Below are 13,782 nucleotides of genomic sequence, written 5' to 3' on the forward strand. Positions count from 1 at the left end.
GCCATGTACTTGCTACTTGAGGAGAAGACTATGTCGAAACCCAGTGTGACTTTCGTCAATATCATCGAAACAGAGGCAGATAAGCAGGCCGAGGTCGTCAAGATCCTGCAGGAAGGAACGGAGACCGTCATCAGCAAAAAAGATGGCTTCCAGTCCGTCACCCTACTCGCAAGCAAAGATGGCGCCCATGTCATCAACATCGCGAAGTGGGACAGCCCGGCCAACGTCCAGGCAGTTCAGTCCGACCCGAAAGCCATTGAGTTTGTGAAGCGTACTGCCGCAATCGCTACGGCAACTCCCGGCCTCTATGATATCGTTGGTGAATACACCGCATAACATGGCGGTTTCAAACATCGGGATTCGATGCCCCGGCGGGCAATGCGGGGGCGAATCCCTCGGCGTTGCAGATACTGGCGCAGCTAGGGGAAATCATAGCCCTTGTCGGCATGCACCTGCTCGGGTCGGCGGCGAGGATGACCCGGCAGTCCCCGCACCGGCGGGATGGCTTCGAGTACCGGGATGAAGCACCTGGAATCGTGCCGGTTGGCGCCCGAGAGTATTACCGCGAGCGGCAGGCCTTAGGAGATGCCGGTCAAGGCTGATCGATCCGGCAGCCGGGGCCGTCCCCCTTTCAGGCGTGGCGGATGGGGCGGCAGCAAGGGCTCGATCTTTGACCATAGGGCATCATCCAGCAGGGGCTTGGCCATGACACGCTCCTCTCGATGCAGTCTCGATACGAGCTATGACCATGAAATCACAATTTTGTTAGGCGCTGTAAATCCTTTTCGTGGGGGTGTCGGGCGAACCAAGCTCGGCCGATCGCGGCAAATGCGGGGTCAAGCGCAGCCAGATCGTAGACGGGGGGCGCACCGCTGGAGGTGATTGCCAACCAGCTGCACCGGCACGTGAGCGGCAGGGCCGTTGCATGGACAAAGGGCTATGATGCCCGGGGAATCCGATTCTAAGGCCCAGCGCTGGACCGTGGAACGCACGCACATCTGGTTGCATCGATTCCGCCGGTTTCTTACCCGAGGTGAAAGTCGTGGGACACATCCAAGCCCTGTCCCGCTTGGCCTGCGGCATCATCCACTTCCTCTCTGCCGGCCTACTGAGATAGGCTCTTAGAGTGTTGACATTCAGTTGTATGCGCATACAATCGTGAAGACATGAGTAGTGGATATGGTCTGATAAGACCGAGCCTCTTGAAAGGATAGGAGTTTCCAAATGGATCGACTGGATGCAAGTGCGGCAAGTTCTCTCACGTTGTACGATTTCCCGCTCTCCGGAAATTGCCACAAAATTCGCTTGATGCTCTCGCTTCTGGGATTACCCTATAAGACCGTAAGCGTTGATATGGCCCAAAGGGAACATAAACTCCCTGCTTTTCTTGCCCTTAACCCGCGCGGGCAGGTCCCGGTTCTGCAGGATGGAGAGGTGGTGGTATGGGATTCGATGGCCATTCTTGCCTACCTCGCAAGCAAGTATGCTCCAGAGTACCTACCTGCGGATCCAGTCGGTTTGGCACGCACGTTCCAATGGCTCGCGGTCTCCGAAAATGAGCTCCTCTACGGGCTTGCGCGGGCACGCGCCTATTTTCGGTTCCGGCGTTTTGATATTCCATTGGAAGAAGTGCAGGCCTTGGGGATAGCTGGATTGCGCGTTTTGGAAAGTGGCTTGGCGAAGAGTGTGTGGCTTGCGGCCGATCGACCCACTATAGCGGATATCGCGTGCTATCCCTATGTCAAACTGGCGGGTGAGGGCGGGATTTCCATCTCATCGTACCCAGCGATCAAGGCTTGGCTCGCTCGACTCGAATCGCTCCCTAGCTTTGCAATAATGCCTGCCGGAGAGTTGATTGGTAACATGCCTATGGTCATTGCAAAAGGATGAATCCATCCACAACAGCCACAGTCGCCGATATGCTCTTCCACAATGGGGTTCAGGCGGCGCAGAAACGCTTTGCTGACGTGGAGCGGGCACATCGGATTGCTGAAATGATGGGCGACGTTTCGACCTTGGACCCGGAGCAGCAGGCATTCCTGGAATCGTTGCCATTTTTCTTCCTGGCCACTGCGGACGGGAGAGGTAATATCCAGTGCAACTTCAAGGGCGGTGGTCCAGGGGTGATCGAGGTCGTGGATTCGAGAACTATCTGTTATCCGGAATACGGTGGGAACGACCTAATGTTGAGCCTTGGGAATATGCTGATACACCCATACATTGGCGTTCTGGCGCTGTCGTTTGATCCCCCGCGGCGCCTGAAGCTGTCCGGCCGAGCCGAAATCGTTAGTCCGGAAGAATATCGCGGCCGGCTGGCCGTCGAAGGGGTTCGCGTCTTCGTGCGGATACACCTTACACAAGTTATTCGCAATTGTTCCAGGCGAATCCCTCGACTGGAAACTGTAAAAAATAATTAACTTGTTGCGGCCTGTCTACAGGCATATCGTGTCATGAGGCTGTATGTATGGATACTGGGCTAAAAGTGAGGGCGGTCGTTGTTGTCCAAACAATATGTATGTACACACAACCAATATAGGTGGTGACGTCATGAAAGCAATAGAATGTGCGACAAAAGCAGGAGAGATGGTCTGGAAAGGGTGGGTGGAATCGGTCGAGGACCAACCAAACGGTAACAAAGTCGTACGAATTCGTGGAAACAATGCCGAAGCAATCCTCGAAGTTCCCCGAGAACTCGCCGTAGAAGCCCAGCTGACCCCACAAAGTGTAGTGGAAACGATCTCAGTGCCGAGACCCGGCGGAATTCCCCTGATTTGTGACCTCAACGTGCTGAATCGGGCAGAGCCCCTTCCTGCTGACTTGATCGATCCTGATTTTACGGATACGCGCCATCGACACCTGCACATTCGGACACCGCAGCTGCGAGCGGCCGCCATGTTTCGGCACTTCTTGCAGAAATATGTGCGAGAGTTCTTGGATGGCCTTGGATTCTATCACGTACATACGCCGATCTTGACTGAAGCGTCATGCGTGTGCAGCGGTGATGTCTTTGCCTTTCCATATTACAACAAAAAGATTGCCAACCTGATACAGAGCCCTTGGATGTATGCGGATGCCCTTGTGGCAGGCGTGGAGCGTGTCTATGCACTTAACCCATCTTTTCGCCGCGAGAGGGAGGCCACCAACATCCATCTCGTGGAAATATGGCAGCTCCAGGTAGATCTCGCGTGGGCATCTAATGAAGACGTTATGATGCTGGAAGAGACGCTCTTGAAACACTTGGCCAGGGAGTTCCTCGAAAAACACCAAGATCTCTATTCCTTGGCTGGCCTAAGCTCGACCCACCTTGCCGATCTTCTCAAACCATACGAGCGCATTACCTACGATGAATCCCTCGATCGATTGAACGCGCTCGGTCACGAATTGCCCTACGGTTCAGATTACTCCAAAGAACAATCCGATGCCCTCAGCGCCACATTCGCCGCACCCTACTTTATCACAAACTACCCGCAGGAGCTGAAGAATTTTTGGTTCCCAAGCTATGAAGCCAGCGGGAAACGCCTTACGCCATCCAATGACCTGTTTGCCCATACTGGTCATGGCGAGATCATCGGCGGCGGGGCCCGTGTCCATAACGCTCAGGAATTGTCTGAAAACCTGGATTACTTCGGGCATGACCAGGAGGAATTTGACTGGTTCCTTGAAACCCGGCGATACGGCTGCCCCCCACATGCCGGGTTTTCCACAGGCTTCGATCGCCTTGCCGCTCTCATCATGGGGGTCGATCATATTCTCAAAGCAACACTTTTCCCTCGTCTGCCAAATGGAACGATCCGTCCTTAATCAGTCTCACTCCACTTCCACCACCGAAAAGGAATTGACAAATGAAAATCGCAGTCCCTATGCCTAAATACGGCATCTTTAAACCAGCCGCAACCCTGGCCGAAGCACAGGACACCATTCAAGCTCATCTGTCGGGCGTGGATGCCCTCGCGTATGCAGCCTTCATTGAGGGCAATTCGCGCGCCTGGGTCGACGCGCAAAACCTCCTCTATCACTGGAATCTCGACGAGCTGGAACGGAAATCCCCCGTAACTGACTACTCGCGCCTGATCCGACAGGTATTGCGCAACCGCCTGCTGGAGGTGGAGGAACGGGTACGCAAGGAACGCTACACCCTCGCGTGCTGGAACAAGTTCACACCGGATATAGCAATCGAGGAACTGAAGGCGGCCGCCCTTAACCATAGGATTCATAGCCATCCGTTGCTTGACCACATGTCCGCCGAGGGGCTCCCGCCGGAAGCTGTGCAGCTCTTTCTCGACAACTACTATGTAAACAACCGCGTTTTCCACCTTCACATCGCTGCCCAAAGCTTGTCCGCCCCATTTTCCATGCGGGCTGAGATGTATAAAAACCTGTACGACGAGCTTGGGAGCGGCGAGCCATCTGAGGCCCATCCGCTGTTGTTTCTGCGCAATTATCGCACCTTGCACTTACCGGACACCATTATCCCGCTGACTGGCAGCGTTTTCCTTCTCAATACGAAAATCTACCATACGTTCCTCTCCGGAAATGTGTTGCAGGGCGTTGGTGGCCTGGGCTTTTTGGAACTGGCGATGCCGGCCCAAATGGAAAAGATCTTCGCTGGCCTCAAAAAATCGAACCTCCCCGTCAAGGACTTGGTCTTCTGGGAAGTACACATCACGCTTGACAAGGAGCATGGCGAGTCTTGGTTCGAGGAGGTGCGGGATTTAGTGCGGTCGCGCGAAGATGCCAAGGCCTTGTTCGAGGGTGGAATGAGTCTGCTCGATGCACGGGCACGTTTTTATGATGACGTCTGGGGAGCGGTGCAAGAGATGATCGAACCCCAACAGATGTCTGCCTGATTCAGGAGCCGCTGTCATGGAACCGGAAAGCACTGTGTTGAGCCATCCCCGAGCCGTCATTTGCGATGTTGGCCATACCATTGTGATGGAAAGCGTGCTCAACCGTGTACTAACCGGTTTGGGGAAACCCGGGGCGGCACGTGTGCTATATGACCGTGCCGTCCTGGACCCGGCCGACGAAGCCGGGATGGAGCAATGGGTTGAGGAGGTTGTTCGAGAAAAAATCGATGCGATGCATGGGTGCGAGAGCGGCTGGATTTGCCAAGTTGCCTCCCAGATGCCTCTGACACCCGGCTTTGACCATCTGGTTAAACTTGCAAAGACAAAGAACGTGCCAGTGATGTTGGTGGGAGCGGTGCCGCGATTTGTAACGGAAGCGCTGGTTCGACGCCTAAGCGGGGCCATTACGAATATCGTCGGGACCGAGGTCGCTATAAAGGATGGACGGGTCGATGGGACGGAATGGGTATGTACGCCCAGCAAGAAAGTGGAATTGGTCACGCAGTGGCTAAGGGCAAGGGGGATACCTCCAAGCGACGCGATAATCATTGGAGACAGCATCGGAGACATACCGATCATGCATCTTGTACCGAAGGCCAACCGCATCGCTTTCAACTCAGACGATCCTGCGGTACTACAGATTGCGAGCAGGTCACACCAAAACGCTATGTACGAACTTTCACGGGAGCTGTTCGAATGAAATCAGAAATCGCCTCCGTAGCGAAAATGGACGAATCGTGCCTCGGCCAATGGGAATTCGTGGAGCTGTGCGCCGGACAGCGCCTTGAACCGGACAAGGGGAATGTAAGATTGATTGTGTGTCAGAAGGGTATTGCAGTGGCGTGCAGCGGACCTCATGAGCACCCGATTGAACGGGCAAAATTACTCTTTCTGCCGGGGGACCAAGCCCATGAGTTAATGGCCTTGTCAGACTGTTCGTTGTGGGTCACCCGGTTGCAATGGGAGCGGGATCCGCGTCTAGAGAAAATTTACACATGTAATCTTGAAACCTTGGCAGCGGCGTCCAGCATGGCTGCTTATCCGATAGAAGTGACATCGTTCGGAGATTACGTGCTTGGAGTCCACCCCCGCCATGCGCCGGTCGCGCATCCTTGGACGCCCTGGATGTCGCTTGACCCGGTCCTTTCCGCAGGCCAGAAAGAAACCGACGGTTATATGCTGTCCGTCCGCACTCAGAAAGAAGCTGGAGTCGAGGAGAGTTCGGTCCCTGTCGATGTTGCAGTCATCGGGGCCGGCCCTGCAGGACTGAGCGTCGCTGCCCATGCCACTCAAGCAGGGTTCTCAGTGGCTGTTTACGGGCAGCCAATGTCGTTCTGGAAACGTTCCATCGTTCCCTTGCCCCTGCGTTCACAGCCCGGGGGGACGAGTATCGATACTCCGCGCCAAGGCTACCGCTACTCGGACTTTGCTGAAAGCAACAGGATGTCTCAGCTTTCTTACGTCCCATTCCACGCCTTTCTGGCCTATACCCAGAATTTTATCGAAGGGCATGGGTTACAGTTCCGGCGCTCCGTGGTTACCGCCCTCCGGCGCGAAGGAGAGTATTGGTCCATTCAGACCGAACGAGGTGCCCAGCTCGCGAAAAACGTTGTGGTCGCTGTCGGTTTGAAAGGCATGGAGCGAATTCCCCCACGTATCGCAGGATGGGGAGGGCGGTATATGTTGGCTTCCGAGCTGCAGAGTTTGGAGATATTTCGGAATAAGAATGTGGCCGTTCTCGGAAGTGCCCAGAGCGCAGTGGAAATTGCAATGGAAATCTCCAACATCTCGGGGGCACAGGTCACTCTGCTTGCGCGCGGGCCGGGCGTCATCTTTCGGTCGATTCATTCTCCCGGAAACCTGTTCTTTAAGATCCTGTTCAAGAAGATCGACAAGGTATTCGGGTTCCTTCCAATTCCGGTCCAGGACCTTCTCCTCAAATTCCTTATGAAGGGCACCGCCGAACCGCCTATCGAAGATAGATTGAGGGCCTCCAGCGTTCGCGTATTACCCAGGGTCGAGATCACGGATTTGGTGGGGGTTCCCGGCAAACCGGTAACTCTTGTGCTGTCCAATGGCCCGGATCTTACCGTAGACCATCTAGTCCTTTGCACCGGATACCGATTTGATGTCCGGCGCGTTCCCTTCCTTCGTCACCTCGTCGAGATGGGTGAACTACGGGAAGTGGGTGGCTTGCCGATTTTATCCCCGCTTGCAGAATCCAGTGCAAGGGGACTGTTCTTCGCAGGCATGTCCGCATTACGCCTGATCGGACCTCAATGCCAATTTGTCTTCGGTACCCAGAAGGTGACGCCTCGGATCTTGCGCGCAATCGTTGATCGGCTCCGGCAGCGCCATGCCTAGTCATTCCGTATTCCTAATATGGGGTTTCTGCGCTGCCGCGATCGTCGGAGATATCGCTCAGTGGCCAGCCCTGCAGCAAACCGCCACCGTACTTTTGGTGCTGGCCCTCATGCTTGATGCACGTCTCTGGATTACACGCGGAAGCGGAAAGCTGTCACTCGCGGTTGGTGTGGGAGCCCTCGTGCTTGGTTGGCTCGCTGGCGATCCACTACAAGCACTGATGGGCTTAACACATTATACCCCTGTTATCGCGCTTCTGTTGTGCGTCTCTCTCATTCGCCTGCCGATGACGGCGAGCGGGGTTGATGCATCCATAAAGGGTGTCTTGGCCAAGGTGCGCAAATCGGCGAGATCCGGAACGGTCACTGCGGCGTCCGTCTTGCTTGCCCCCATGCTTAATCTGGGAACCCTAGCCTTCATGTCTTCCTTTTTGAAGGACAATTCCAGGCCGGATACAACGGCCCCCGTAGCAGTGACGCGAGGGATCGTGATGTCCATGCTTTGGGCCCCCAGCTTTGCACCGATCGCTATGGTAATGGCCGCATTCCCGAATGTCACATGGATTTCCACTCTTCCGATTGCAATAACCTTGCTGGCGGCATCGGTGATATTGGGTGCGCGTGTGCGGGGTGACATTGATACTGGGCTTTTGCCCAGTGAAATACATTGGCACCGCCTCTGGATGGCAGCGAGTTTGATCGCCGTGATGTTGGCAACCAGCATTTTGCTCCGGGTATTGGTGGATGCTCCGCTGACCGATGCCGTATCTGCATCCGGGGTCGTGGTGTTCTTTGTTTGGCTAGCTGTCGCGCCATCCAAACGGAGCGAATGGGTTACCCTGCTTTCGGCACACACCGCATACATGTGGCAGGCCGTGATTGCCGAGTCTGCGTTGTTTGCCGCTTCTGGTATCTTGGCGGAAGTACTCCGGCAGCCACACTGGGCGTCAATGCTCCAATACTGGTTGTCTTTTGCCAACCAACCGACCTGGGGAGCCATGACCACGCTGGTTCTTGGCATACCAGCCTTGGCTACAATCGGGCTTCACCCGATCGTGCCTTTCAGCATCCTTGTGCACACCGTCACCCCGCAAGGTCTGGGCGTCACTCCGCCGGTGCTTTACATGACCTGGGTAATCATCTGGGTTCTGTCGCTTCTAGTGTCGCCTGTATCCGCACTGAATTTGACAGCTTCTGCCGCATTTGGCGTGTCAAGTTGGCGCCTTGGATTCCAGACAAACTGGTGTTACGGCCTCGCATTGGGAGTTGCCGCTGTGTTCATTTTGCATCTATGGAGCTGACCATGCCCGACACACCTGTTTCTCGCACTTTCGGTTTTATTCTGGGGACCAGCCCCGGTACAAATAACGCGATCACGGTAGAGCGACTCGCTCGCGCAGCCCTTGATTCCGGCCATCGCGTAATGATCTTCCTGCTCGATGACGGGATTTACAATGCACTCCACTGCATGAGCAACAAGAGCACCATCAAGGGATTCCAGCAGCTGATTCCCCGAGGCGCTGAAATCGCCGTCTGCTCCAATATGGCGAAGGCCCGCGGCCTGGTTGAGTCCAATGCTTCAGCGGGGGTGATCTATGCGTCCTTGGTGTATTTCTCTGAAATGACATCTACTTGTGATTATTTGCTGGCGTTCACGTTATGAATAAAAGTGGAGCATCTTGCGGATTTCGCAAAAATATCCTTTTTATCCTGCAGTCGTCGGCATTCAATGGTGATCGCAATTACCAAGTAGCGCGGATGGCACTTTCAATCGCGATGGACGCTTCTCCTAATGTGCTCCTCTCAGGGAAAGCGCTGGCCCTAGCCGCCCTGGGCCGCAAGGCTGAGAAGCCGCTGGCGGACTTCTACGAACAGGAACGGCATCTCCATGATCTGGGGATTCCTTGTTATGTGGTGCGTGAGGAGCTCTCGACTTTAGGCCTGACAGAGGAGGGCGTACGGCCAGGAATCACGACGATTTCGGTTGCTGAATGCAACGCATTGCTGAAGCGGATGAACTTTATAGTTACTGCCTAGGGGGAAACCATGAACACTCTAATGATCTGCACCACATTGCCTTCCGCACGCACAGTGCTCGACGATTTGCCTGAGGGTGACCGGACTCACGCAGTGATACTGGTGCACGAGGCTGTTATCGCCACTCCAGAGGATCTCGGCATGCCGCGAACCGGTGTGTTTGCATCCGCGGAGGACATGAAGGCTCTCGGATGTGACAGTCACTGGGCGAGCGTGGACGCAATGGCGTTCGTGCAGATGATTGCCAACGCGCAACAGGTGTACGTCCGATGAGCACGCAGCCGACGACTGAGGCCAACGACATCGACCTCACAACAACCTTGCATAAACCTTACTACCACGTCCACTTTTTTGTCTGTGTGAATCGCCGCAATAACTCCCGAAGCTGTGCTGGGGGCGGATCGGAGCATCTGCAGGAATATGCTAAGAAGCGCGCTAAGGAGCTCGAGCGGCCGGAACTTGGCCGCGTGAGAATAAACAAGTCCGGCTGTCTCGGCCGATGTGAACACGGCCCGATCGCGGTCGTGTATCCGGATGGGGTCTGGTATCGCTACCGATCCAAGGAAGACCTCAACGAGATCTTGTTGGAACATATTGTGCACGGGCGAACCGTACATAGACTCGTCGTGCGTGACACGGAGGATATGGAATGAATGCTTCCAACCCGGTTTCTTTAAGAAAAGGGAATCACCGGTGGATTTGTGCCGTCTGTGATCTTGTCTATGACGAGCGGGATGGATGGCCGGAGGACGGGATCCCTCCAGGAACCCCGTTCGAATCCATTCCGGAGTCATGGGTTTGCCCGGAGTGTGGTGTCTCCAAGGCAGACTTCTACCGTGAGGATTGATTCCATGACACGGTTGCCTATTGTCGTGGTTGGTAGCGGTATGGCCGCCATTGCCCTGGTTAAGGAGCTCAGAAAGCTGAATGCCGAAATCCCGGTGATGATGCTGACGATAAGCGACGGTGCTGTCTATTCGAAACCTCGTCTATCCAATGCGCTGTCGCAGCAGCTATCACCCGCGGCACTTGTACAAATGACCGCACAGGCATTCGCCCTTGAGCAGGGGATCACGACTATAACCAAGTGTTCCGTTGAACACATCGACGTCTCCCGAAAAGTTCTTCATACCACATCGGGCGAAGTTCCCTATCGCACCCTAGTGCTGGCGACCGGATGCCGTGCCAGGAATCCAACTTGCGAGGGGGATGCATGCTCCAATTATCATACGCTGGATAGTTTAGAGTCGTATATGTGTATGCGCCAACAACTCTCCCCTGGTCACACGGTGCTGGTTCTTGGTGGCGGCTTGATTGGCTGTGAAGTCGCAAACGATTTGGCCGCGACCTGCCATAAGGTGTTAATAGTGGAGGCAGGATCGCATCTGCTTGCCTCAACGGTACCATCCGAAATTGGGGTTGAACTGGAACAAGCGCTTCGGCGACTTGGTATAAGCCTGATGAACCGGCGGATTGTCCAGCGCCTGGACAAGTCTGGGAACGCCATTCGTGCGACCTTGAGCGACGGTACCAAGTTGGAGGTGAATGTGGTGATTTCGTCGATCGGAACCACACCTAGAACGGAGCTTGCCAAGTCCGCAGGGCTTGCTGTCGGGCGCGGCATCGTCGTCGATCAATATTTGGAGACCTCGATCCCCGCCATCTATGCCATGGGAGATTGCGCGGAGGTCGCCGGTGTACATGCGCCCTTCGTTCCGCCGCTGCTCGGCCAAGCGCGGGCTTTAGCACGGACTCTTGCCGGTAGCCCGACCCCGTATGTCCCCAAACCGGTCCCAATTACACTTAAAACTCCCGCCTTACCGGTCGTGATCTGCCCACCTCTTGTCTCGGATGGGGCAAGCTGGTTAGTACGCAAGTTATCTGAGGGCGGGGTAGAGGCCTTATGCTCGGACTACACTGGCACTCTGACGGGATTTGCCCTCGCCGGTGCAGCCTGCGCCAGACGCCGGTCATGGGCGGACCGCCTCGGGTGCCGCCTGTCGGAAATGTCGGACGCGCAAGCGCCACAATTCAACCAAATGGAGGTCGTATGATCCAGAAGCACGTTTTCGTAGTTTACGCGGGCCCACATGAGGCCGGACGGGTATTTCACGCACTGATTCACGCTAAGCAAGTACACGGCAGGGGGGACCACGCAGAACTCTATTTCGCTGCAGAGGGGACGCATTGGCCTGCGATGCTGGCAAAGAGTGATCATCCGATGAACAGCCTGTTTTCCGAAATGCTGGAATCCGGAGTGATCAGCGGTGCATGCGCAGCATGCGCTAACGCTTTTGGAACGGCCGATGAGGCAAAAGAGGCCGTGGGCTTGGTCCAAGGACCGGAGGCAAGTTTTGGCCAGATCGACATCATCGGGATGAATGATGATGGTTATCACGTCTGGTTATTCTAGGCAGCGTTAGCGTGTCTATTACCCACGCACTTTTCCTCTGCATCGCCACCATCTCAAGGGGCGGGATGTCCCGGCAACATAAGTTGACTTGGCATTGCTCGATCTCGCCCACTACAGGTGTTCTTCGCCGAATGATAGAGGGAAACTGGATTGCCCAGTCGGACATCCCGCGAAGGTGCAATGGGCCGCAGCCCCGGAAACGGGCATTGGGAGGAGAATTTTCAGCAGGCTATGTCGGGCTGCGGCCTCGTAATCATCTCCCTGGTCGCAAACAACGTTGCCTTTTTCACGCCTAGTTGCAGCTTATCTTTATCCCAGGAGTAACATAAATGCCTTACGTTAACATCAAAATAACCAATGAGAATGTATCTTCCGAGAAGAAGGCTGCCATCATTGTAGGGGTAACGAAATTGTTGGAAGAAATCATGCAAAAAAATCCCGAGACGACAGTAGTCGTCATTGACGAAGTATCTACGGATAACTGGGGAATTGGCGGAGAGGCCGTTACCGTGCGACGAATACGGAAGAATATCTAGGAAAAAGCCTGAGCCAGCTTTGCACCTGTAAATTTATGTTCATCTAGGGCGCTTTGATTGGCTTTTTGAGGCGTGCATGGCCGGTTTCCCGCGCGAATTGATGCGCTAACCCCTTGGGCGGCGTTGGTGGTGCTTGAACCGTATCGCCGCCATAGGCGTGGCCGGCCGAATTGCATGATCTTGTGGCTAAAGCGACTGGTATCGATTGAATCAGCCAATGCTGTTTGGCATGGAACCCAGTGTCGGAGGAAACCGATGAAATCCGCGAATCTGCTCAAAGGTGCAGGTCTTCTGTTGTTTGCCGCCATCTTCTGGGGCGGCTTATTCCCAGTGGCGAAATCCGCACTGATCGCGCTTGACCCTTATATCCTGACGGCGATCCGCTATGGGAGCACGGCATTGATATTTCTGGTGCTGCTCGTCTGGTCCGAGGGCCGTCAGGCATTGCGGCTGGAGACACGTGGTCTCGAGCTCTGGCTGTTTGGTTCCATCGGCTTCGCCGGATTCAGTCTGTTCGTGTTTGCCGGTCTGGGGAGCACGACACCCGAGCATGGTGCAGTGATCTTGGCCCTGATGCCGATGATTACGGTCTTGTTTAACTGGGGATTGAAGGGGAATCGTCCAGCTGGCTTCACGCTGGCTACGGTTCTTATGGCTTTTGTGGGTGTGTTTCTGGTGGTCACGGCAGGGCACCCCAGGACTGCCTTCACCCACGCAGGCATGCAAGGCGATTTGTTGATCCTGATGGGGACGGTGAGTTGGGTCATCTACACCTTGGGAGCGGCGCGTTTTCAGGTTTGGTCGCCATTGCGTTACAGCGCCCTGAGTTGTGCCATGGGCACGATAAGCATTCTCGCGATAGCCTTGGCTGCGATCCTGCTCGGTTTCTCGAAATTACCTGATTTTGCAACACTCCGGCATGTCTGGTCCGAACTGCTGTATATCGTTGTGTTCGCATCGGTGCTCGCGGTGCTGAGCTGGAATGCGGGCATCAAAATGCTGGGTTCGCTCAATGGCGTGCTGTTCATCAACTTCGTGCCCATCACGGCCTTCGCGCTGGGAATCCTGCTGGGTCATCACTTTGGGGATGCGGAACTGCTCGGCGCGGCCCTTACCATCATGGCGCTCGTTGCCAACAATCTCTATCTGCGGCGCAAGGACATGAGCAGGCCACTGCGGCGGGCCACCTAACAGGCCGCCAAGGCCTGCCTGAAGTCATGCACAAGATCCGCCGCATCCTCGATGCCAATCGAGAGCCGGACAAGGGAATCGGATATGCCCATGCTGGCACGCCGTTCCGGGCCCATTTCCCAATAGATGGTATGGGCCACTGGGATTGCCAGGGTACGATTATCCCCAAGATGGCTGGAAAGGATGACGAGCTTCAATCTGTCCAGGAAGGCGAAGCAATCCAGGTCCTCGTTCAATTCCATGCCGATGAGGGCCCCATGATGCTTGAACAGCTCGCGAGAAAGTTGGTGCTGAGGATGGCTCTCCAGACCGGGGTAGTAAACTCTCTGCACACTTGGATGGCTCGCCAGGAAGCGCGCCAGCTCCAGTGCATTTGAGCAGGCACGTTCCATGCG

Annotated in this window: 18 protein-coding genes and 1 pseudogene; 17 read left to right on the plus strand and 2 right to left on the minus strand. The window is 55.3% G+C overall.

The window, feature by feature from the left end; genetic code table 11:
- Positions 1–30: 30 nt before the first annotated feature.
- Positions 31–336: an antibiotic biosynthesis monooxygenase gene (locus WOB96_RS06030; RefSeq protein ID WP_341370380.1), complete on the plus strand. Its 306-nt coding sequence runs from the start codon at positions 31–33 to the stop codon at positions 334–336.
- Between the two features lie 20 nt (positions 337–356).
- Here the strand turns inward: WOB96_RS06030 and WOB96_RS06035 are convergent.
- A pseudogene (locus WOB96_RS06035) lies at positions 357–707 on the minus strand (transposase); the annotation flags it as partial.
- A gap of 517 nt (positions 708–1,224) precedes the next feature.
- Between WOB96_RS06035 and WOB96_RS06040 the strand changes: the two are divergent.
- From WOB96_RS06040 to WOB96_RS06115, 16 genes are all read left to right on the plus strand, one after another.
- Complete coding sequence (locus WOB96_RS06040) at positions 1,225–1,890, plus strand: glutathione S-transferase family protein (protein WP_341370381.1); 666 nt, start codon at positions 1,225–1,227, stop codon at positions 1,888–1,890.
- 29 nt (positions 1,891–1,919) lie between these two features.
- Positions 1,920–2,417: a pyridoxamine 5'-phosphate oxidase family protein gene (locus tag WOB96_RS06045; protein WP_341370382.1), complete on the plus strand. Its 498-nt coding sequence runs from the start codon at positions 1,920–1,922 to the stop codon at positions 2,415–2,417.
- Positions 2,418–2,547: 130 nt separating this feature from the next.
- A complete protein-coding gene (locus tag WOB96_RS06050; protein WP_341370383.1) occupies positions 2,548–3,801 on the plus strand; it encodes an amino acid--tRNA ligase-related protein in 1,254 nt (417 codons plus the stop codon).
- Between the two features lie 41 nt (positions 3,802–3,842).
- Positions 3,843–4,847: an iron-containing redox enzyme family protein gene (locus WOB96_RS06055; protein WP_341370384.1), complete on the plus strand. Its 1,005-nt coding sequence runs from the start codon at positions 3,843–3,845 to the stop codon at positions 4,845–4,847.
- A 16-nt stretch (positions 4,848–4,863) separates the two neighbouring features.
- The gene (locus tag WOB96_RS06060) at positions 4,864–5,547 is read left to right on the plus strand and encodes an HAD-IB family phosphatase (RefSeq protein WP_341370385.1); all 684 of its coding nucleotides are present in this window, start codon (positions 4,864–4,866) and stop codon (positions 5,545–5,547) included.
- A complete protein-coding gene (locus WOB96_RS06065) occupies positions 5,544–7,211 on the plus strand; it encodes an FAD-dependent oxidoreductase (RefSeq protein ID WP_341370386.1) in 1,668 nt (555 codons plus the stop codon). The genes WOB96_RS06060 and WOB96_RS06065 overlap by 4 nt, the downstream gene beginning before the upstream one ends.
- On the plus strand, positions 7,204–8,511 hold the full coding sequence (locus WOB96_RS06070) for a hypothetical protein (RefSeq protein ID WP_341370387.1): 1,308 nt from the start codon (positions 7,204–7,206) through the stop codon (positions 8,509–8,511). Before WOB96_RS06065 ends, WOB96_RS06070 begins: the two co-directional genes overlap by 8 nt.
- Positions 8,512–8,513: 2 nt before the next feature.
- Entirely contained in the window at positions 8,514–8,873 is a 360-nt protein-coding gene (locus tag WOB96_RS06075; RefSeq protein WP_341370388.1) for a DsrE family protein, read from the plus strand.
- Complete coding sequence (locus WOB96_RS06080; protein ID WP_341370389.1) at positions 8,870–9,247, plus strand: hypothetical protein; 378 nt, start codon at positions 8,870–8,872, stop codon at positions 9,245–9,247. The genes WOB96_RS06075 and WOB96_RS06080 overlap by 4 nt, the downstream gene beginning before the upstream one ends.
- 9 nt (positions 9,248–9,256) lie before the next feature.
- Positions 9,257–9,520, plus strand: a complete 264-nt coding sequence (locus WOB96_RS06085; protein WP_341370390.1) for a hypothetical protein — start codon at positions 9,257–9,259, stop codon at positions 9,518–9,520.
- Positions 9,517–9,900 carry a (2Fe-2S) ferredoxin domain-containing protein gene (locus tag WOB96_RS06090; RefSeq protein ID WP_341370391.1) on the plus strand — a complete coding sequence of 128 codons (384 nt, stop codon included), beginning with the start codon at positions 9,517–9,519 and terminating at the stop codon, positions 9,898–9,900. Before WOB96_RS06085 ends, WOB96_RS06090 begins: the two co-directional genes overlap by 4 nt.
- Positions 9,897–10,094 carry a rubredoxin gene (locus WOB96_RS06095; protein WP_341370392.1) on the plus strand — a complete coding sequence of 66 codons (198 nt, stop codon included), beginning with the start codon at positions 9,897–9,899 and terminating at the stop codon, positions 10,092–10,094. The genes WOB96_RS06090 and WOB96_RS06095 overlap by 4 nt, the downstream gene beginning before the upstream one ends.
- A gap of 4 nt (positions 10,095–10,098) precedes the next feature.
- A complete protein-coding gene (locus WOB96_RS06100; protein WP_341370393.1) occupies positions 10,099–11,301 on the plus strand; it encodes an FAD-dependent oxidoreductase in 1,203 nt (400 codons plus the stop codon).
- A complete protein-coding gene (locus WOB96_RS06105; protein WP_341370394.1) occupies positions 11,298–11,660 on the plus strand; it encodes a hypothetical protein in 363 nt (120 codons plus the stop codon). The genes WOB96_RS06100 and WOB96_RS06105 overlap by 4 nt, the downstream gene beginning before the upstream one ends.
- A 329-nt stretch (positions 11,661–11,989) precedes the next feature.
- On the plus strand, positions 11,990–12,196 hold the full coding sequence (locus tag WOB96_RS06110; RefSeq protein WP_341370395.1) for a tautomerase family protein: 207 nt from the start codon (positions 11,990–11,992) through the stop codon (positions 12,194–12,196).
- Positions 12,197–12,451: 255 nt separating this feature from the next.
- Positions 12,452–13,387: a DMT family transporter gene (locus tag WOB96_RS06115; protein WP_341370396.1), complete on the plus strand. Its 936-nt coding sequence runs from the start codon at positions 12,452–12,454 to the stop codon at positions 13,385–13,387.
- Here WOB96_RS06115 and WOB96_RS06120 read toward each other — a convergent pair.
- On the minus strand, positions 13,384–13,782 hold a 399-nt coding region (locus WOB96_RS06120), incomplete at its 5' end, for a PLP-dependent transferase (RefSeq protein ID WP_341370397.1). The genes WOB96_RS06115 and WOB96_RS06120 overlap by 4 nt on opposite strands.

Source organism: Thermithiobacillus plumbiphilus (assembly GCF_038070005.1).
In the GTDB taxonomy this organism is placed as follows: Bacteria; Pseudomonadota; Gammaproteobacteria; order Acidithiobacillales; family Thermithiobacillaceae; genus JBBPCO01.